Origin of the sequence: Bifidobacterium sp. CP2, assembly GCF_018555635.1 — a bacterium.
GTDB lineage: Bacteria > Actinomycetota > Actinomycetes > Actinomycetales > Bifidobacteriaceae > Bifidobacterium > Bifidobacterium saguinibicoloris.
Map to the genome: position 1 here is coordinate 1 of NZ_JAFEJX010000018.1, position 21,396 is coordinate 21,396.

The 21,396-nt window shown below is 67.0% G+C and carries 10 protein-coding genes; 9 read left to right on the plus strand and 1 reads right to left on the minus strand.

The window, feature by feature from the left end; all coding sequences use genetic code 11:
• Positions 1 to 237 precede the first annotated feature (237 nt).
• The 3 genes from JS531_RS10280 to JS531_RS10290 all read left to right on the plus strand — a co-directional run bounded on the left by JS531_RS10280 (position 238) and on the right by JS531_RS10290 (position 11,602).
• Positions 238 to 9,642 (plus strand): FctA domain-containing protein, encoded by a 9,405-nt coding sequence (locus tag JS531_RS10280; protein WP_214315716.1) that lies wholly within the window; start codon positions 238 to 240, stop codon positions 9,640 to 9,642.
• 396 nt (positions 9,643 to 10,038) lie between these two features.
• A complete protein-coding gene (locus tag JS531_RS10285) occupies positions 10,039 to 10,671 on the plus strand; it encodes a hypothetical protein (protein WP_214315718.1) in 633 nt (210 codons plus the stop codon).
• 67 nt (positions 10,672 to 10,738) lie between these two features.
• Positions 10,739 to 11,602, plus strand: coding sequence for an aldo/keto reductase (locus tag JS531_RS10290; RefSeq protein ID WP_214315719.1), 864 nt, complete (start codon positions 10,739 to 10,741; stop codon positions 11,600 to 11,602).
• A 113-nt stretch (positions 11,603 to 11,715) separates the two neighbouring features.
• Here the strand turns inward: JS531_RS10290 and JS531_RS10295 are convergent, their stop codons facing one another.
• On the minus strand, positions 11,716 to 13,254 hold the full coding sequence (locus JS531_RS10295) for a PLP-dependent aminotransferase family protein (RefSeq protein ID WP_214315720.1): 1,539 nt from the start codon (positions 13,252 to 13,254) through the stop codon (positions 11,716 to 11,718).
• Between the two features lie 435 nt (positions 13,255 to 13,689).
• Here JS531_RS10295 and JS531_RS10300 point away from each other — a divergent pair, with 435 nt between their 5' ends.
• From JS531_RS10300 to JS531_RS10325, 6 genes are all read left to right on the plus strand, one after another.
• Positions 13,690 to 14,469, plus strand: coding sequence for a LysE family transporter (locus JS531_RS10300; RefSeq protein ID WP_214315721.1), 780 nt, complete (start codon positions 13,690 to 13,692; stop codon positions 14,467 to 14,469).
• Positions 14,470 to 14,966: 497 nt separating this feature from the next.
• Complete coding sequence (locus JS531_RS10305) at positions 14,967 to 16,631, plus strand: U32 family peptidase (protein ID WP_214315722.1); 1,665 nt, start codon at positions 14,967 to 14,969, stop codon at positions 16,629 to 16,631.
• 42 nt (positions 16,632 to 16,673) lie between these two features.
• Entirely contained in the window at positions 16,674 to 17,729 is a 1,056-nt protein-coding gene (locus JS531_RS10310) for a polyphenol oxidase family protein (protein WP_214315723.1), read from the plus strand.
• 139 nt (positions 17,730 to 17,868) lie between these two features.
• A complete protein-coding gene (locus tag JS531_RS10315; RefSeq protein WP_214315724.1) occupies positions 17,869 to 18,756 on the plus strand; it encodes an IspD/TarI family cytidylyltransferase in 888 nt (295 codons plus the stop codon).
• Positions 18,757 to 18,849: 93 nt separating this feature from the next.
• Positions 18,850 to 19,506, plus strand: coding sequence for a pyroglutamyl-peptidase I (locus JS531_RS10320; protein ID WP_214315726.1), 657 nt, complete (start codon positions 18,850 to 18,852; stop codon positions 19,504 to 19,506).
• A gap of 338 nt (positions 19,507 to 19,844) precedes the next feature.
• Positions 19,845 to 21,353, plus strand: a complete 1,509-nt coding sequence (locus JS531_RS10325; RefSeq protein ID WP_214315728.1) for a cell division protein — start codon at positions 19,845 to 19,847, stop codon at positions 21,351 to 21,353.
• Positions 21,354 to 21,396: the final 43 nt, after the last annotated feature.

Below are 21,396 nucleotides of genomic sequence, written 5' to 3' on the forward strand. Positions count from 1 at the left end.
AGCGGTCATCGGATGCCCCCGCTCCCGGCGACAACACCCCCCGGATCATCAACGACAGGGCGAGACAGTCATACCGGAACCGGCGACCCGGCCCCGACCACCGGGACCTACCAAACATGGTAATGGGTAGGCTTGGTGTCCATATGTGGGACCAGTGGGTCCTCTGGGATGTCTGTACGAGTCTTGGGGAATTCGCGATCTCTCTAGTTGTGCAGAGAAGTCGAAGGAGTAGTAGGGATGCGCCTACTGAGCAATACCGTCGTGCGCGCGTTGATCGCCATGCTGGCCACCGTGGCCATGCTGGTCACCGGCGTGAACATCACCCCCGCGGCCAGCGCCGCCGAGGGGACGTACAACCCCGACGCTCCCGCGGTGCAGGTCACCAGCGGTGTGAGCGTCGAGGTCTACAAGGACAAGAACCACACGCAGAAGTTCGATCCCGCCACGGACAAGGCCGCGATCGGCCAGACCCTCTACGGCCAGATCAGCTTCGACTTCTCCGACGCGCAGAAGCCCACGCTCGCCAGCCCCAACCGCTCCTACACGTTCCCGAAGAACATCCAGGTGAAGGACGTGAAGTCCTCCCCGTTGTACGACAAGGACGGCAACGTGGCCGGCACTTGGGAGATCAAGGACGGTGTGGTCACCGCGCACTGGAACGAGGACTGGCTCAACAGCCACCCCTCCGACATCTCCTCCTACGTGAGCTTCGACTTCACGCTCGGTGAGGACGCCGGCGGCAACAGCGACAAGGAGGACATCCACTTCCCCGGTGGTGGCGGCGACATCACTATCACCATCGACAAGTCCAGGGTGAGCGGTGAGAAGGACTATGAGGTCAACGACGACGGCACCGTCACGTTCACCGTCACCCTCAAGCCCCAGTTCGCCGTGAAGAACATGGTCGTCACCGACACCATGGGCTCCAACTTCACCTTCGTGCCCGGCAGCTTCCAGCTCGACGGCAAGGACGTCAACGCCACCATCGACGGCCAGAAGGCCACCATCGACCTCGGCGACCTCGCCAAGGCCGACAAGAACGGCTACCAGCTCACCTACAAGGCGCAGCTCACCGACGAGGCCAAGCAGAAGCTCGCCAACGGCGAGAAGCTCAACGACGCCCAGAACACCGCCAACTGGACGTGGGACGGCGCCGACAAGCCCGGCGAGGCCGACGTCACCCCGAACCTCAGCTACAAGATGGTGCAGAAGTCCAACGGCTCCGGCACCGCCTCCGACATCAAGTGGACCGTCAAGCTCAATTCCGGCAACCTCAAGGCGGACATGGGCAACTACGTGTTCAAGGACTCCATCAAGGACGGCCAGCACTACACCGGCTCCTACACCGTGAAGGACGCCAACGGCGACACGGTCGCCACCGGCAAGCTCGACAGCTCGGCCAAGGACTTCAGCTACACGTTCCCGGCCGACGCCGGCGCGCAGCAGTACACCATCGAATACCACACCGCGCTCGACGACGCTTCGTCGACCGCCACAGTGGACAACCACGCCGAAGTGACTCCGCCTGACGACAAGCACCCCGGCGGCAGCGACGACGGCTCCTACACGCCGAAGGACGACAACACATACGTCACCAAGAAGCTCGACACCGACAAGACCGCTGCCGCGGCGGACGGCAAGGCCACGTGGACGTCCACCATCGAATTCTCCAAGATGGCCGCCGACACCGACCCGTCCAAGGTGACGTTCACCGACAAGCTCTCCGAGCCCGACGGCGCCACGTTCACGTTCGACGGCGAACCGACGCTCACCCTCGGCGGCACGACGCTCGTCAAGGACAATGACTACACGCTGTCCTTCAACAAGACCAACGACCAGTTCACCATCACGTTCAAGGCGACCGACGCGCTCAAGGCCGCCGTCGGCAAGCAGGACGTGACCGTCACGTACTCCACCACCGGCGACAAGACGCCCGGCACGTACAAGAACACGGCCAGCGTGAAGGTCAACGGCAAGACCACCTCCGCCAGCGACTCCTACGAGATCGAGAACACGAACCTCGTCTCCAAGACCGGCTCGATGAAGTGGGACAAGGACTTCGACTGGTCGACCATCGACCCGAACGACACCACCAAGGGCGCGTGGGTCGCCACGTGGAAGGTGACCGTCAACGAGGACAACGACCCGTACAACGGCGTCGGCAAGACCGAACTCAACGGCCAGCCGATCGTCGTCAACGACACCCTCCCGAAGGGCATGAGCTACGTGCCCGGCGGCACCTACAAGGTGCAGGCCGGCTACAACCCGGACGCCCTTGACAAGCAGGACCTCGACGCGGTCATGACGAACGCGAACGGCACGCTCACCTTCACCATCCCCACGAACAAGGTCGTGCAGACGGACGGCTCCGACAAGGCATATGCCGTGCTCAACTACTCCACCGCAGCCAAGGGCACCGGTCAGGAGGTCGCTTTCACCAACAAGGCCACCGCCGACTCCGGCTCCACCCACTTCGGCGAGGATTCCAGCACCGTGACCGGCAGCAACAAGGTCATCGACAAGTCCGCCGCGCAGATCAAGGACCTCAACCACGTCCGCTACACCATCAAGGTGAACCCGGAAGGCGCCGACCTCGTCAAGAACGCCGACACCGTCACCCTCACCGACACGATGGACCCCGAAGGCACGTTCCTGCCCGGCTCGCTCACTGTCACCAACAGCAACACGGGCGCCACGCTCATCGTGTCCGTCAAGGTGGAGAACGTGACCGTGGACGGCAAGCCCTCCACCAAGCTCACGCTCACCCTGCCGGATTCCACGCCCGTCACCGTGACCTATGACGTCAAGCCCAACGGCAAGCCCGGCGACAAGGTGAACCTGAAGAACACCGCCACGCTCGAAGGCGTGGCCGGCGGCGAATCCGTCAACGACAAGAACTGGGCCGTCACCAACCCGAACTCCGGCACCGACGGCGCCGCCGGATCGATCTCCATCACCAAGACCGACGCCTCCGACCTGTCCCGCAAGCTCGCCGGCGCGAAGTTCGCGCTCTATCAGGTGAACATGGACAAGCTGTCCGGCACGAACGTCACCTTCGAGCAGGTGAAGGCCGCCGCCACGAAGGTCGGCGCCGACGTTGCCACCGACGCCAACGGCGTCGCGACGTTCGGTTCCACGAAGCCGCTCGCCACCAACACGCTGTACTACTACGTGGAAACCGTGGCCCCGAAGGGCACCGACGGCACCGAGTACAAGCTCGATGCCACGCCGCGCTACTTCATGCTCCCCGGCACGGACGACGCCGAGTCTTCCGCGGCCCTCGCCCGCGCCAAGGCGTTCGGCCTGATCGTCTCCGACGGCACGTCGTTCAACGCGTACGACGAGCGCAAGCCTGCCGCCGTGAAGGGTTCCGTCACGCTGTACAAGCAGCTGACCGGCCGCGCATGGAAGGACTCCGACGCCTTCACCTTCGACCTTGCGCCGGATACGGCGAACAGCAAGGGCGTGAGCGAAGCCGCGCTTAAGGCCGCCATGCCCAAGGACACCACCGCCACCGCGAAGAAGACCGGCGACGGCGCCGACGGCAGTGCCTCGCCGTTCACGTTCGGCGACTTCACGTTCCCCGAGCCCGGCACCTACGCCTACACGGTCAAGGAGACCGGCAAGGGTGGCAACGGCCTGACCCTCGACACGCGCACCGCGAACGTTTCGTTCACCGTGGAGCAGAACACCTCCGGCAAGCTCGAGATCAAGGGCGGCCAGGCGAAGATCGAAGGCATCGACGAGAACCACGGCGACTGGACGTTCGACAACACGTACAAGCCCACCGCGACCACGGTCTCGAACGCCATCAAGGTGCAGAAGACGCTCGCCGGCCGCGCATGGCGCGACGGCGACTCCTTCGAGTTCCGCCTGCAGCCCGCCGCGCCCACCAAGGACGCCCCGCTGCCCAAGGACGCGAAGAACGGCTACGCCTCGCTCACGGTGAAGGACGCCGACGAACACGCGTTCGGCGACATCACCTACGACCGGGCCGGCGAATACCACTACACCGTGTTCGAGCACACGCCCACCGCGGACGGCGGCGAACAGTCCCTGCCCGGCGTCGACTATTCGAACGCCCTGTACAACGTGACCGTCACCATCACCGATGACGGCAACGGCAAACTCTCCAACGGCGGCGTCGTCATGACCAAGGCTCAGAACGACGACGGCACGTCCGCCGGCAACGCTGCGGTCGACGGCAACGTCGCAGCCGTAACCAACACCTTCAAGGCGCAGGAGGCCAACTTCAGCCTGCTCGTCACCAAGCAGTACACCGACGAGACCGGCTCCAAGCCGCTGACCGACGGCATGTTCTCGTTCACGCTCACCGCGAAGGACAGCGCCCCGCTGCCCGACGGCACCACCGGCGACTCCGCCACGGCGAACGTCACCACGGCCCACGTGGCCTCGTTCGGCCTCATCAAGCTCACCTCCGCGCGTGACGACGGCAAGACCTACGAGTACACGCTCAAGGAGAACGTGCCCGCAGGCGCCGTGACCAGCGCCGACGGCAAGACCGCCACGCTCAACGGCATGACCTACGACCTCACCACCTACACGGTGAAGGTCAAGGTCGGCCTCACCGAGGACAAGGACGGCAAGCAGGTGCTCGGCTACACCACCACCATCCTCGACGAGGACAGCAACACGGTCGACGCCTCCAAGCTCGACGGCGGCCGCCCGGTGTTCTCCAACACCTACAAGCTCAACCCCGTGGACGCGTCCGTCGCCGGACAGAAGACCCTGACCGGCCGTGACATGGACCCGAACGAGACGTTCACGTTCCGTCTCGCCGCCGCCTCCGACAACACGGACGCCGCCAAGGCCGCCCGCGCCGGCCTCAAGGACGATTCCATCGTCCTCGGCGGCGACAAGAAGGCCGACACGCTCGAGACCACCGTCGCGAACGCGAAGGACGGCACGCCCGCAGGCTTCAGCTTCAACGGCCTCCACTTCAGCAAGCCGGGAACCTTCAAGTTCGCGGTCACCGAGACCGGCGACGTGAAGACCGGCACGCAGAAGGACGAGCACGTCGGATACGTCACCGTCACGGTGAAGGACAACGGCGACGGCACGCTCATCGCCTCCACCACCTACGACAACTCCAGCGCGACGGCCGACGCCGACAAGACGCTGGCCGACAAGGTCGGCTTCACCAACGTCTACGCGCCCGCCGGACACGCGTTCTTCCTGTTGCACAAGAAGATCACCGCCGCCGAGGGCGTCGCCGCCCCGGCGCTCAAGGCGGGGGAGTACACCTTCGGCCTGTACCAGGGCGACGGCACGGACGGCAAGACGCCGATCCAGACCAAGACGAACATCGCGCCGACGGCAGGCGAAGCCTCCGGCCACATCACCTTCGACTGGATCGACTACACGCCCGCCACGCTCGAGCAGGCGGTCAAGGACGGCTACGCCACGTATGACGCCGCCACGAAGACCTGGAGCCTGACCTACACCGTGGCCGAACTCGGTCCCGACGGCAAGACCCCGGCCAAGGCCGGCGACGTGAAGGACGGCATCGCCTACGACACCACGACCCGCACGGTCGAAGTGACCGTCAAGGACACCGGCAGCGGCACGTTGCAGACCAGCTACGCGATCAGCGACGGCGACCCGAGCACGTCCGACGACCCGGATTCCGAGGCCGCCGCGTTCGACAACGTGTACACGCCCACGCCCGCCACCGCCGAACTGCACGCGAAGAAGCAGCTCGACGGCCGCGAGTGGAAGACCGACGGCACCGACCACTTCGACTTCAAGCTCGAAGCCGTCAGCGGCACGCTCGCCGCGGACAAGTCGTCCGTCGCCAAGGCCGATATCCCGATGCCCGCGGGCGCCCAGGACGGCGTGCTCACGCACACCGCCACCAACGGCGACGAGTTCGGCTTCGGCCAGATGACCTACACGAAGGCCGGTACCTACGTGTACAACATCAGCGAGGTCCAGCCCTCGGCGGACGACGCCATCCCCGGCGTCAGCTACTCCACCGACCTGTACCGCGCCACCGTCACCGTGACCGACGACGGCAACGGCCAGCTGACCGCCAAGACCGTCATGGAGCTCGTCTCCAAGGTTGATCCGAACGCCAAGCAGGGCAAGGCCGTCAAGGCCGATCCCGCTGCCGGCGAGCCGGTCGCGACGATCACCAACACGTACGCGAAGCTCTCCCAGAACTGGAGCCCGAAGGTGGTCAAGCGCTACACCGACCAGAGCGGCGCCAATCCGCTCACCGCCGGCAAGTTCCAGTTCACGCTCACGCCGGTCGACGGCGCGCCGCTCCACGTGATCGGCACCGACGGTACGGTGAAGGACGTCACGAGCCTCAAGGCCGAGAACGCCGGCAACGGCGAGGCCGCGTTCAAGGACGTGCAGTTCACCGACGCCGACCTCGACGCCAACGGCGACCCGAAGACCTACAGCTATCAGATCGCCGAGGTCAAGGGCTCCGAAGCCGGCATGACCTATGACGACACCGTCTACACGGTCGACGTCACGGTCTCCGTGGACGCCAACGGCTACCTCGTCGTCGCCCCCACGTTCAAGGACAAAAACGGCGACCCGGTCACGGACGACAAGATCGACACCGGACGCCCCGTGTTCACGAACACGTACACGCCCACCAAGGTCGACGCGCAGCTCAAGGCCCACAAGACCCTGAACGGTGCAACGCTCAAGGACGGCGAGTTCACGTTCCAGCTGTACGACGGCACCCAGTTCGGCGACGGCGACCAGACGAAGCTGCTCGACACGAAGACCAACGCCGCGAACGGCGACGTGACCTTCGACAAGCTCGACTTCGACACCGTCGGCACGCACACGTACTCCATCCGAGAGGTCGTGCCCGCCGACGCCGTGAACGACGTCAAGAACGGCGTGACCTACGACCACACGTGGCAGTACGTGCAGGTCAAGGTGACGCTCGACAAGACGACCGGCGCGCTCAAGGCCGCCGTCACCGATGCGAACACCGGCTCCGGCACCGCCGCGTTCACCAACAGCTACGACGCGGCCGGCGCGGCGACGCTCGGCGCGAAGAAGGCGTTCAAGAACGCGGACGGCTCCGCACGCCCGATCCTGGAGAACGACTTCCAGTTCCAGCTGCATGAAGGCGCGACCACGAACGGCAAGGTCCTCCAGACCAAGCCGGCAAAGACCGACGGCTCCGTGACGTTCGACCCGATCGCCTACAAGCTGGGCGACCTCAAGCAGGCCGACGGCACCTACGCGAAGTCGAAGACCTTCACCTACACCGTGAACGAGGTCACGCCCGCCGACAAGGACAAGCTGCCCGGCGTCACCTACGACCCCGCCAGCCATACCTACACGGTGACCGTCACCAACGCCGGCAACGGCAAGCTCACCACCACGGTGAAGGTCGACGGCAAGTCCGGCGTCCAGCAGCCGACCTTCACCAACACCTACAACGCGGCCGGCCAGACCGCCATCGCAGGCGTCAAGAAGGTGACCGGTGACGACGGCAAGGACTACGCGTCCAGCTTCGGCGGCAAGTTCGCGTTCACGCTTACCGGCAAGGACGGCGCCCCCATCCATGTGGACGGCGACGGCTCCGACGCGGGCAAGCTCGTCGACAAGGCCTCGCTCGCCGCGTCCAACACCGCGGCCGGCGCAGTCTCCTTCGGCACGCTGCACTACACGCTCGCCGACCTGGCCGGCGTCACGCCCGCGGCCGACGACACCCGCTCCAAGACCTTCACCTATGAGGTCGCGGAGGATGCCAAGACCGTCGCAGGCGTCACCAACGACGCGACCACCACGCGCGACTTCACCGTCACGGTGAAGGACACCGGCGACGGCACGCTCGCCGTGACCACCACCCCGGCCGACACGACCGCGCTGTTCACCTTCACGAACACGTACGCCGCCTCCGCCACGCTCACCCTCACCGGCACGAAGACCATGACCGGCCGCAAGCTCACCGATGCCGACCAGTACACGTTCAACGTGTACGAAGGCACGGACGCCACCGGCACCCCGGTCTCCACCGGCACCAGCGACGCGACCGGCACGATCACGTTCGACAAGGCGCTGAGCTACACGCTCAAGGACCTTGGGGCGCACACGTACACCGTCGTCGAATCCGAAACGAACCTGCCCGGCGGCGTCACCGCCGTGACCCGCACGCACACGTTCACCGTGAACGTGACGGACCCGGACCACAACGGCACGCTCAAGCTCACCACGAGCGGCCTCGACGCGGATGCGGACGGCAACGGCGGACTCGCCTTCGAGAACAACTACACCACCACGGACTCCACCCCCATCGAGTTCAAGGGCGTGAAGCTGCTCGAGGACGGCGACTACGACACCACCCTCGCCCAGCTCAAGGGCAAGTTCACGTTCACCCTCAAGGGCAAGGACGGCGCGCCGCTGCACGTGCTCGGCACGGACGGCAAGACCACCGACGAGACCGAACTCACCGCGCAGAACGATGACGCCGGCAACGTCGACTTCGGCAAGATGGTCTACCACTTCGCCGACCTCGACGGCCAGACCGACCGCACGCTCACGTACACCGTCACCGAATCCGGCGACGTCGCGGGCGTCACGAACGACGCGGACCTCACGCGCGAATTCACCGTCACGCTGCACGACAACGGCGACGGCACGATGAGCGCCACCGCGTCCCCCGCCACCGGCGCGCTGTTCACCTTCACGAACACGTACTCCGGCGACACCACCACCGACGCGTTCGACTTCACGAAGACGCTCGACGGCCGCGCGCTCGACAAGGGCGAATTCACGTTCACCCTCACCGGCGCGACCGGCGCCGACGGTGTCGTCGCCCCGATGCCGGAAGGCGCGAAGGACGGCGTCAAGACCGTCACGAACGTCGCCGACGGCAAGATCGCGTTCGGCAAGATCACGTACGACAAGCCCGGCACGTACGCGTACACCGTGCGTGAAGCCGCCGGCGACCTCGGCGGCGTGACCTACGACGACACCGTCTACACCGTCACCGTCACCGTCAAGGACAACCACGACGGCACGATGACCGCCACGCACGCGATCACGCGCACCGCGCAGGCCATCGACGGTTCGGACGGTACGGACGGTAAGGTCGAGTCCACGCCCGTCAAGGACGAGGACGCCGTGTTCGCCAACACGTACGCGCCCGCGCCCACCGCATTCACGTTCGAGGCCGCCAAGACCCTCAAGGGCCGCGACCTCAAGGACGGCGAATTCACGTTCGAGCTGCGCGACGCGGACGGCAAGACCGTCCAGACCGCGAAGAACTCGGCGGACGGCAAGATCGCGTTCACGCCCGTCACGTTCGACAAGGCCGGCGAGTACGAGTACACCGTCCGTGAAGTCAAGGGCGACGCCGACGGCGTCACCTACGACACCACCGTGTACACCGCGAAGGTCACCGTCACCGACAACCTTGACGGCACGATGACCGCCATCGCCGCATGGTCGTCCGGCCTGTTCGGCACCGACCACAAGGCGCCCGCGTTCGAGAACACGTACACGCCGCCGCTGGCCAAGACCGGCGCAGGCATCACGGGTCTCGCCGCGCTCGCCGTGCTCGTGCTCGGCGGAGGCGTCACGGTCCTCGCCACGCGCCGCATGCGTCCGGCCGCCGCCGCCGGCGCGGGACGCCACCGTCGCTGAGCGACGCGCCGATAGCGCGGCCGAGGCCCCGGTGAGGCCGACCTGACGAAGCCCCGATTCCCCGACGTAGGGGGAGTCGGGGCTTCGTGCGTTCCGGCCCCATCGTCCGCCCGCATAGAGAATCCGTGAGCGCAAGGCATGCTGGATGCCGCATCTTCCATCTTGTCGGTGTATAGTGACGCAAGCGTTGTACCCCCGACCCGAATGCCCCCGATAATGGGGATATTCGGGTCGGGGGCGTTCATCACCACATCCGACACGGTCGGAAGCGGTGCATCGGACCAGGTGAACGACACGCCACCCCACATGACACCTCCGGCAATAAGTCGATTGGTACACCGGTGGGGCGGCGGCGGATCGCACGGACGATGCGTCGCGCACACGGAGGAGGCGCCTATGGCGGATTTCACGGACGAAGAACTCAGCTACCTCAACGGACTGTCTGCAGTACACAGCGTGAGCATGGGGCGCATCCGATACGAACCCGCATTCCGCGACGAATGCATGCGCCGCTACTTGAGGGGCGAATCCCCGGTCACGATATTCCGCGAAGCCGGCCTTGGACCGGAGGTCATCGGCCGCAAACGCATCGAACGCTGCTTCGCACGGTGGCGGCAGCAACTCCCGAAACCACTGCAGGAAGGCATCAAGCAGAGCCGCTGGTGCGCCGCCGTCGACGGCGCGGCGGGCGGCGGCACGGCGGGCGACACGCATGCCGCGGGCAGGCAGACGCACACCATCGCGGAACGGTTTCGGACGTCCGCGGCATCGTATGCCGCAGTGGAGGGGCGGACGGTCATGCAGGATCCGCAGGCGCTGCTCTGCGAATACTTCCTCGCCCTCACCTCCGCCGACACCGACCCACGCGACGCCGTCATCGCCCAGCAAGCCCAACGCATCGGCGAACTCCAACGGGAGATCGGACGCCTCCAATACGCGCTGGACGGACTGACCAAAGCCCGCGCGCACGCGAAATCCAACGCACTGCCTACGCTGGAAACGGACCGGCAGACCGGCGAAACCGCCTGACGAAACCCCGCGGCATCGCACGGCATCGCGCGGCATCGCACGGCATCGCACATAGGAAGGAACGCACATGGCGCTGTACCGCAACCTCGGACCCTACTCCACCACCGCCATCGGGCATGGCGAAATGCCCCTCACCATCGAAAACAACCGCGGACACGACGTCGGCATCGAAACCCTCCACGCCTCCCTCGACGCCGGCTGCCGCCACATCGACACGGCATGGGCCTACTACACGCCCGGCGAAGAGGAACAGACCGGCGAAAAGCTCGTGCGCGAGGCCCTCGACACGTGGAAGGGCCCGCGCGAAGAGGTCACCGTCGCCACGAAGATCGGCCTGCGCCGCGCATGGGACGGCGACAAGCCCGTCTGGCCGCGCGACGGCAAGCCCGAACACCTGCTGCGCTACGGCAAGGAATCCGCCATGGCGCTCGGCGTCGGCACCATCGACCTGCTGTACCTGCACCGCCACGATCCGGAAGTGCCGTACAACGAGTCCGTCGAAGCGTTGAAGCAGCTCGTCGACGAAGGCGTGGCGCGCGTCGCCGGTGTCTCCAACGTGACCATCGAGCAGCTGGACATCGCACGTTCGATCCTCGGCGACAGGCTCGTCGCCGTGCAGAACCAGTACTCGCCGATCCACCTCGACACCCAGGACACGCTCGATTACTGTGCCAAGCTCGGCCTCGCGTTCGTGTGCTGGAGCCCGCTCGGCGGCTACCGCCACCCGTACGACGAGACGAAGTTCGATCCGTTCCGCGAAGTGGCCGCAGCCCACGGCGTGAGCTACCAGCAGGTCGTGCTCGCCTGGGAGCTCGCCAAGGGCGACCACATGTTCGTCATCCCCGGCGCCCACCGCCCGGAGACCATCCTCGATTCGCTCAAGGCCGACCGGCTCGAGCTCTCCCCGGAGGAGTTGGCCAAGCTCGGCTGATTCATTGCCTCACGGCCGTCGCCGTTCGGCCTCGCCTGCGGACGGTCCACCGGACCGTCCGTTTGACGGTGCGGCCCGCCAAGCTCGGCTGATCGCATCGGGGCTCCAGGGCGTCACACCAGCTCGGCAAGCGTCTGCGCCGCGGCCGCGAACTCCTCCGGCGTGGTGTACGCGTAGCTCAGGCGCAGCGCGTTGTCGCCCTGGAAATCATAGATGTCGCCCGGATTCAGCAGCACGCCATGGTCGATGGCGCGCTGGAACAGACGCCCCATGCGCACCGGCTCGTCGAATGTGAGCCAGATGTAGAAGCCGCCGCGCGGCATGTTCCACCGCGCGCGACCTGCGAACAGACGGTCCAACGTCTCCAACGCGGCGTCGCGCCGGCACCTGAGCTCCATGCGCAGGCCCTCCAGATACTCGGCGTACAGCCCGCTCGTCAGGAACCGTGCGAACACCCATTGGCTGAGCGCGCTCGCGCCGTAATCCATCTGCATCTTCACGTCGGCGAGACGGTGCACGATGCGCTCGTCCGCCACGACCCAGCCGATTCGCAGGCCCGGCGCGAGCGACTTCGACGCGCTGCCGAGCGTGATGACCATACCGTTCTCGTCGAAGCTCTTGAGCGCGCGCGGCGATTCGCCCTCGAAGACGAGGTCCTGATACGCGCAGTCCTCGATGATCGGCAGGCGGTTCGCCACGCATGCCTCGATGAGCGCGTGACGGCGCTGTTCGGGCATCGTGCGGCCGGTGGGATTGTGGTTCGTCGGAATCGTGTACAGCACCGAGCCGCCGGTCCGGGCGGCTGACGCGCGGGACATGCCGGGCGCCAAGGCCGCGCCGGGGCCCGTGGAGACGCGCCCGCCGTCGGCGTCTTCGCCGGCACCCTCGCCCAGCATCCGGCCGAGGGCGTTCGCGTCGAGGCCGTACTTGTCCATCGGCACGCCGGCGAGCCGCATGCCGGCCGATTGGAACACCTGCAGCGACTTGATGTAGCTCGGCGCCTCCGCATAGACCGTCGAACCGGACGACAGCAGACTCACCGAGATCATCTGCAATCCCTGCAGAGCGCCGGAGGAGACGAGCACCTCCTCCGGACGGCACGTGACGCCCCAATCGCGCATGTGCACGGCGATCGCCTCGCGCAGCACGTCCAGGCCTTCGGGCGGCGGATAGCCGAGCGAGTCGATCTCGTCGGCGGCCTCGCGCGCCACCCGGCGCCACATGTCGCGTGGGAAGAGCCGCGGATCGATCTCGCCGGTGCCGATGCGCGTCTTCGCATGGTCGAACTCCAGACGGTTGATGGTCTGGATGGTGGTGTTGTTCGCCTTGAAGAACCCGGATGAGACGTAGTCGGCCCAATCGGGCGCGCCGGGGAGCATCAGCGACCACGTGTTGCTCACGATGCGCGTGCCCGCGCCGCGCCGGCCCTCCACGATGCCGTAGTCGGCGAGCTCCTCGATGGCCGCGATGACGGTCGACCGGTTCACGCCGAACCGTTCGGCCATCGCGCGCTGGCTGGGCAGGCGTGAGCCGATCGGCCATGCGCCGGAGGAGATGCGCTCGCACATGAATCCTACGATCTGGTCCGTGACCGGCGTGCCGGACGTGCGGTCCGGTGCCCAGTCGATGTCGAGCGGCGCGCTGCGTGCCATATGCGGATCCTTTCGTTCAATTGCCGATTCGTTGGGGTACCGATTCGCGGGGCTTCGGCCGGACGTCGATTGGTTCCCGGTTTCGTGCCCGGACGCTGACCGGTCCCCGGTGCCATGCCCGGACGCTGACCGGTCCCCGATTCCGTGCCCGGCCTCCGGCTCCCTCCCGCCGAGGGGAAGCCGGCGGGAATGCGGACTGAGGGGAGGCTCCCGTTCGTCCATCCATCACGACCTGTTTGGCTGGGTAATGGCGAACTATCTTGGCTGGTTGTCAAGTGTAATCCGATGCGTACCATAGGGCAATGGCATTGGAATGAAGCGGGTTTGTGGGAATCGCGGCCTGCAGAGGAAAGCCGGTCGAACATGGTTTGGCTGGTTTTGGCTGGGTGGTGATAGCCCAGCCAAACATGAGGAATCAGGAAAGAAGAGACGTCGATGGGTCTGTACATTCAAGGACTGACGATGGGTTTGGCGTACATCGCACCGATTGGCATGCAGAATCTGTTCGTCATCAACTCGGCGTTGACGCGCACGCGTCGCAACGCCCTGATCACCGCGTTCATCGTCATCTGCTTCGACATGGCGCTGAGTCTCTCCTGCTTCTTCGGTGTCGGTGCCCTCATGCAGGCGCACCCGTGGCTCGAGACCATCGTGCTGGGGCTCGGCGGACTGGTCGTCGTGCGCATCGGCATGGGGCTGGTCCTGCCGAAGCGCCGGTCCGGCAAGACGGGGAAGACCGGGAAACCGGGGGAGAGCAGCCTGACGGGCGCCGCGGCATCGGGGATGCAGGCCGTCTCCGGTTCCACGAGGTCCGCCTCCGCGGCGACCGTCGCCATGGATTCCGTCGCTGGCGCATCCGCATCCGTATCCTCCGCGCAGACCGTCGCCCCCGCCAAGCGGCTCGGCGTGCGCGGCCTGCTCGACACCATCGGCACCGCCTGCGCGGTCACGTGGTTCAATCCGCAGGCCATCATCGACGGCACGCTCATGCTCGGCGCCTTCGCCGCCACGCTCAACGCCGGCCAGACCACGCCGTTCATCACCGGCGTGGAGACCGCATCCGTACTGTGGTTCCTCGGCGTGACGCTCATCGTCAACGCGTTCGCCCACAAGTTCAGCCCGAAGGTCATCGACGTCCTCAACCGCGTGTGCGGCGGCGTCATCACCCTCTACGGCATCAAGCTCCTCGTCGACTTCGCGCTCGCGCTCCTCTGACGGTTGTCGTCCATGGGATTCATCGTTCTCTACGGTTGTTGTGGATTCCGCTGACGATTTCAGCTTGGGGATTCCGCTGTTCTCCGATGGTTGTCCTTCGCGGTGCCCGTCGTTCTGATGATCATCATGAGCTCCGCTGTCCTTATTATTACGATGGATGGGCGTCTGGCCGTGCTATCTGCGCTACAAGGGGTACTTTCGCCTGTTTGCGAACATCTATCTCGTGTATGAGGGGTTCCTGCAGCAGGTATAGGAGCGCGGGAGCGGCATAACCGCAATGGGGTCAAGCCGTTTTCAGAGCACGATACTTGGACTCGGTACCCCTCGTATATGAGATAGACATCCGCGACCGCCATGATGTACCCCTTGTAATACAGATTTGGCCGCACAGTCGGTTGTGCCCTTGAACCTTGCCTCGTCCCGCTACACCGCCTGCTGTGCCCGCCCGCCCACCTTGCCTCGTCCCGCTACACCGCTCTCGCTACACTGTTGGGGTGATGAATACGGATAGGAACAACCCCCTGCGCATGCGCCGCAAGCCCGAAGTACTGGCGCCGGCCGGCAACCTGCGCGGCCTCAAGACCGCCGTCGACTACGGCGCGGACGCCGTCTACTGCGGCGGCAAGGCGTTCGGCATGCGGAGCGCCCCGAAGAACCTGAGCCTCGAGGATTTCGAGGAGGGCGCCCGCTACGCCCATGAGCGCGGCTCCCGCGTCTACGTCACCCTCAACGTCCTGCCCCGCAACGCCGAGGTGGAGGCGATGCGCGAGTACATCGGCCAGCTCAAGGACACCGGCATCGACGCGATGATCGTCACCGACATCGGCGTGATGATGATGGCCCATCAGATCGCCCCGGACGTGGAGCTGCACGTCTCCACCCAGGCCGGCGTCACCAACTACGGCGCCGCGCAGGCCCTGTACGAGTTCGGTGCCCGCCGCGTGGTGCTCGCCCGCGAGATGGACCTGCAGGCGGTGCGCGACATCCGCGCCCGCATCCCCGACGACATGGACATCGAATGCTTCGTCCATGGCGCGATGTGCATGGCGTTCTCCGGCCGCTGCCTGTTCTCCAACTATCTGACCGGCCGCGACGGCAACCACGGCGAATGCGCGCAGCCCTGCCGTTGGAAGTATTCGATCGTGGAGGAGAAGCGTCCCGGCCAGTACTTCCCGATCGAACAGACCGAGGAGGGCGCGTACCTGTTCAATTCGCAGGACATGTGCATGCTCGACCACATCGACGATCTCATCGATTCCGGCGCCACGAGCCTCAAGATCGAGGGCCGTTCCAAGTCCGCGTACTACATCGCCGCGATGACGAACGCGTATAAGACCGCCGTCGACGAGTACATGGTCCAGCGTGGTTTCGAGGCCGCCGACGGCACCGTGCTCAAGCCGTTCCGCGACCGCGTGATCCGCGAGGGGGACCCCGATTTCGCCGCGTCCGCCGCCGCGGCGCCCGACGCCATCGAACGTGACGCCGACAAGGCGTTCGCCGGCGTTCCGGGCGGCGACGTGGGGCTCGAGTTCGCGGGCCCGGCGTCCGATGCGTCCTCGTCCGATGCGTCCGCCCCGTCCGGCGCCCGCTCCGCCGCGCCCGTGGAGGACGCGGCCGCCCGCTCCGCCGGCGGCGCGCAGCTCGACGAGCTGAGCTACAAGGCCCGTTCCGCCCGGCGCAAGTCCAACACGCGCGAGGAGGTACTGCCGGAGGGCTGGCATCACGCGAAGGTCCGTCCGGCCCCGCACGTCACGCTGCCCGACTGGCTCCTCGAGGAGCCGGACAAGGTGGCCCACCGCGACTATTCCACCGGCTTCTACTATCCGGAGCACAAGGTCACGCAGAACACGAATCGTTCCGCCTACTTCCGTTCGTGGATGGTGGTGGGCGAGGTGCTCTCGTGGATCCCGGAGCGCGGCGGCCGCGTCACCATCATGAGCCGCAACAAGATCGAGCCCGGACAGCTCGTCGAGTTCCTGCTGCCCGGCGAGCCGCCGCTCGCCTACACCGTGCCCGCCGATGGTCTGGAGGACGCCGACGGCGTGCCCGTGGCGGCCATCAACAATCCCGCGCACGTGTTCTCCCTGCCCTGCCCGCATGAGGTGCCGGAGAACGCGGCCATCCGCTCGCGTACGAAGAAGCCCACGCTCAAGGCCGAATGACCAAGAGCCCCACGCCGTACCCACATCCAAGGAGACACCATCATGAGTGAAATCGACGAGACGATTCTCGACTCGAATCAGATCAGCTCCACCGACAAGGCCGGCCGTCCCATCCCGGTGACCATCCCCATCGCGCTCGCGCCCGGCGTCACCGTGGTGTACACCACGCGCCTCGGCGGCCTGTCCACCGGCGATTTCGGCAACCTCAACCTGGGCGGCAAGTCCGGCGACGACCCGGAGGCGGTGCTGTCGAACCGCATCGCGCTCGCCGAGGCCGTCGGCGCGCGCCTGTCGCTCGTCTCGCAGGTGCATTCCGGCACGGCCGTGGACGTGGACGAGCGGTTCGCCATCAACACGCCGTTCGGGTTCGACGTGTCCGGCACGCGTTCCGACGCCGACTACGCCTCCGCCACCGGCGAGGCGACCAGCCCGTCCGAGCCGTCCGATTCCTCCGATGACGCCGCCGATGCCGCGGCCCCGCGGGTCGTGGAGGCCGACGGCCAGGTCACGTCGCGCACCGGCGTCGCGCTCGGCATGTTCGCGGCCGACTGCCTGCCCGTCCTGTTCGCCGACCCGACGGCCGGCGTGATCGGCGCCGCCCACTGCGGCCGCCGCGGTCTGGAACGCGGCGTCATCCAGTCGACCGTCGACCTGATGGTCGCCAAGGGCGCGAGCCCGGAGAACATCGTGGCCACGTTGGGCCCGTGCATCTGCGGCGACTGCTACGAGGTGGGCGACGAGGTCGCCGACACGTTCGTCAAGCGTTTCCCGCTCACCAAGACCACGTCCCGGTTCGGCGGCGCCGGCATCGACATCGCGGAGGCGGCGCGCATCGACCTCGCCTTCGCCGGCGTACACCAGGTGGTCGATTCGATGCCGCGCGTCCACGCCGCCACCGAATACCTCGAGGAGGACGCCGAGCTCGCCGAGCTGTGCCGTACCGACGGCGAAGGTCCGGCGGAACTCCGGGAGCGCATCGCGGGCATCGAGCACAGCATGTGCACGTTCGAGAACCCGCTGTGGTATTCGCACCGTCGCGCCGTGAAGGCCGGCAAGCGTCATGAGGGGCGTCTGCTCGCCCTCATCGTCCGCCACTGACCCGCCGCTGACCCGCCATCGACCCGCCACTGACCCGCCGTCGACCCCGAAAAGCCGGGCCCTCCGCCGTGTACATTCCGTGCGGAAGCCTGTGGCCCGGCTCACACCCCGCCGCGCCGCGTTCTACGGTGGAGGCATTATGACCGAGAGAGAGAACCGTGATATGACCGTCGACGGCATCGCATCCGTGCAGTCCGAGAGCGCCGCCCCCGAAGCCCCAGCGCCGCAGTCCGCGCCCGTCGTGGCGGTGGTGCTCGCCGCCGGCTTCGGCACGCGCTTCGACCCCGACAACCCCAAGCAGCTCGTTTCCGTGGGCGGCAAGCCCATCGTGTGCTGGAGCATCGAGGCGTTCGAACGTTGCGCGCGTGTCACCGACATCGTCGTGGTCGTCAACCCGAAGGTGCGCGACGAGGTGGAGCGGCTCATCGGCGAGGCCGGGTACGCCAAGGTGCGCATCGTCATCGACGGTGGCGAGGAGCGCGTCGACAGCACCGCCGCCGCGCTCGACATGCTCGCCCAGGCCGGCATCCCCGACGACGCGAAGATCCTCATCCACGATGCCGTCCGCCCGTTCGTCGCGCAGTCGGCGATCGACGGCTCGATCGACGCGCTCGACGGGTTCCGCGCCGCCACCGTCGCGTACGCGTCCACCGACACCGTGCTGCTCACGCGCGACCTCGGCGACCGCAAGGTCGTCGCCCGCGTGCCCGACCGTCCGGACACGTACCGCGCGCAGACGCCGCAGTCGTTCCGCTTCTCCACCATCCGGCGCGCCTACGAGCTTGCGGCGGCGGACCCGGACTTCCACCCGACCGACGACACGCGCGTCGTCGTCGACTACCTGCCCGACGTGCCGGTCGCCATCGTCTCCGGCAGCGAGACGAACCTCAAGATCACGACGCTCGCCGACATCCCCACGGCCGAACGCATCGCCGCCGACCTCACGCACCATATGACGCGCGAGGAGGCGAAGGCGCGCATGCACGCCATGTTCGCCGGCGCCGCCGCCCAGATGCACCGCCGCTGAACGTCGCGCCGCGTCCGCCGGGCCGGCGGCGCGTCGTGACGGACCGCCAGTCCGTCCGGAGGCCGGCATGGCCGTACGGGTACACTGGGTGCCATGCAGCAGTTCAGTGTGGTGATCTCCGGCTTCGACCATTACGAGGACGTCCGCGTCAACCCGTCCTACGAGGTGCCCAAGGCGCTCGCCGAAACCGGCGTGGACGGACTCGAGGACGTGCGCGTCGACATCCACGCGGTGATCCTGCCGGTCAGCTTCGCCAAGGCGTGGCCCACCCTGCTCGACACCATCGAGACCGTGCACCCGCAGATCGTCATCGCCACCGGGCTCAAACACGCGGCGCGCGGCGTCATGCTGGAGCGCTGCGCCACCAATCTCATGGACGCGGCCAAACCGGATGCGGACAACGTGGTGCCGCGCCGCGCGCCCATCGATCCGGACGGTCCGGCCGCTTACTGGACGCGCCTGCCCCTGCGGTCCATCCTCGCCGACTTCGCGCACGACGGCATCCCCGCCACCCTGAGCTCCGACGCGGGTACGTTCGTGTGCAACTCGCTGTTCTACAACCTCCTCAACTGGACGAGCGCCCAGGAGAAAGTGCTCTCCGGCTTCGTGAGCCTGCCGCTCATCAACGAATCCCGGCACCCGCAGCACGGACTGCCGCTGCGCCAGCTCGTCGCCGCCGGCGCGGACGTGGTGCGCGAGAGCGTGCGCTACTACCGCAGGCCCAGCTCCGAGGACATCCTCATCGTCTGAGCGCCGGCAAGGCCCGCGGAATGGAGCGGGCCGCGGAACGGGGGCGCGCGGCCGGCGGCCGGTCTGCGGGAGGCCCGCGCACCCCGCAACACGCACGGTTCGAACGAAACAAGAACATGCTGTGTGAATCGCACGGTCGTTCAGCACATTCCCAGCGGGCATGGGCTAGGATGCGTAACGAACACGCCCATGGGGGACCAACGCGACCACCGCATGAATCGGACGGCCAAAAGGCCGCCGCCGGACCATACGGCCGGAACCGGAGGGGAAGCCAAGCGGGGCGGTCAATCGAGCGAGTGAGTGCGGCGGAAGCCGAAGGCAGCCGAAAGGATAGGAACATGGACCAGTTCCCGATCGTGTTGAGGGGTTACGACAAGGACAAGGTGGACGAGGCGTTCGCCACCGCGCAGGCCAGCGTGCGCCAGGCGCAGCGCACCCTCGCGGACATGCGCGAGCAGATCGCCGCCAACGACGACCGCATCCTCCAGCTCCAGGCGCAGCTCGAGGAGGAGAAGAAGCGCAAGCCCGCCGGCAACAGCTTCGCCTCCCTCGGCGCCAACGCCCAGCAGATGCTCGCCTCCGCCGAACAGACCAGCACCGAACTGCTCGAACGCGCCAAGGCGGACGCCGCCACCACGCGCAAGGCCGCCCAGGCCCAGGCCCAGACGCTCATCAACAACGCCAAGCTCGACGCCCAGCACATCGTGGAGGACGCCAACAAGAAGGCCTCCTCGCTGCTCGACCAGGCCAACACGCAGGCCGAGACCATCACCACCTCCGCGAAGAACGACGCCGCCCAGCTGCGCGCCGAGACAGCGAAGAACGTCACCGAGCAGCGCCAGACCGTCGAGCTCGAGCTCGCCAACGCGCGCGAGGAGCACAACAAGAAGCTCGCTTCCGAGCGTTCCAGCCAGGAGCGCGAGCTCGCCGACCTCAAGGCGGAGGCGACCGCGCAGATCGCCGCCCAGCGCAAGAGCACCAACGAGGAGCTCACCCGCCTGAAGTCGGAGGCGAACGACCAGATCGAGGCCGCGCTCGCCGAGGCGAACAAGAAGCTCGCCGACGTGCGCGAGCAGGTCTCCAAGATGATGACCGACGCGCAGCGTAAGGCCGGCGAGATCACCGACGAGGCCAAGGCCAAGGCGCAGGAGATCACCGACGACGCCGAAGTGCACCGCACCAAGACCATGAGCCAGGTCAACGCCGAGGTGGAGCAGATCCGCAAGGACATCGCCGCCCAGCAGGACGAAGCCACCAAGAAGGTGGGCGAGCTGCTCGACAGCCTCGAGGAGCGTCGCGCCGCCGCCAAGAAGGAGGCCGACGAGCTCATCGGCCAGGCCAAGATCGTGCGCGGCGACGCCGACTCCTACGCCGCCGCCAAGCGCGGCGAGGCGGACACCCAGGCCGCCGAGATCGTGAAGAAGGCCGGCGAGGAGGCGGACGCCCAGATCGAGGAGCGTCGCGCCGCCGCCCAGAGCGAGCTTGACGGGCTGAAGAAGCACATCACCGAGCTGCAGCAGCGCGAGGCGCAGATCACGCAGCGCGTGAGCGAGCTGCGTCTCATGTTCGCCAACGCGTTCTCCGGCTTCCTCGGCGGCCAGTCGCCCGCCGCGCCGGACGTGCCGCTCGCCAACGTGGTGCCCGGAGGCACGGGCGCCGCCACGTCCGTGGCCGAGGCCATGGCCGCCGCGAACGGTCCCGCCCCGGCTCCGGCCGCTCCGGCCGATTCGTCCGCTCCGGCGGACGCCGCCGGTCAGGACGGCGACGCCGATTCCTCCGACGCCGGTGACGCCGGTAATGCCGGTGACGCCGGTCAGGGTGACGGCCAGGCTCCGGCCGAGGCCTGATCGCCCTTCCGCCTTCCGATGACGGCCGGTCCTCGCGCGAGGA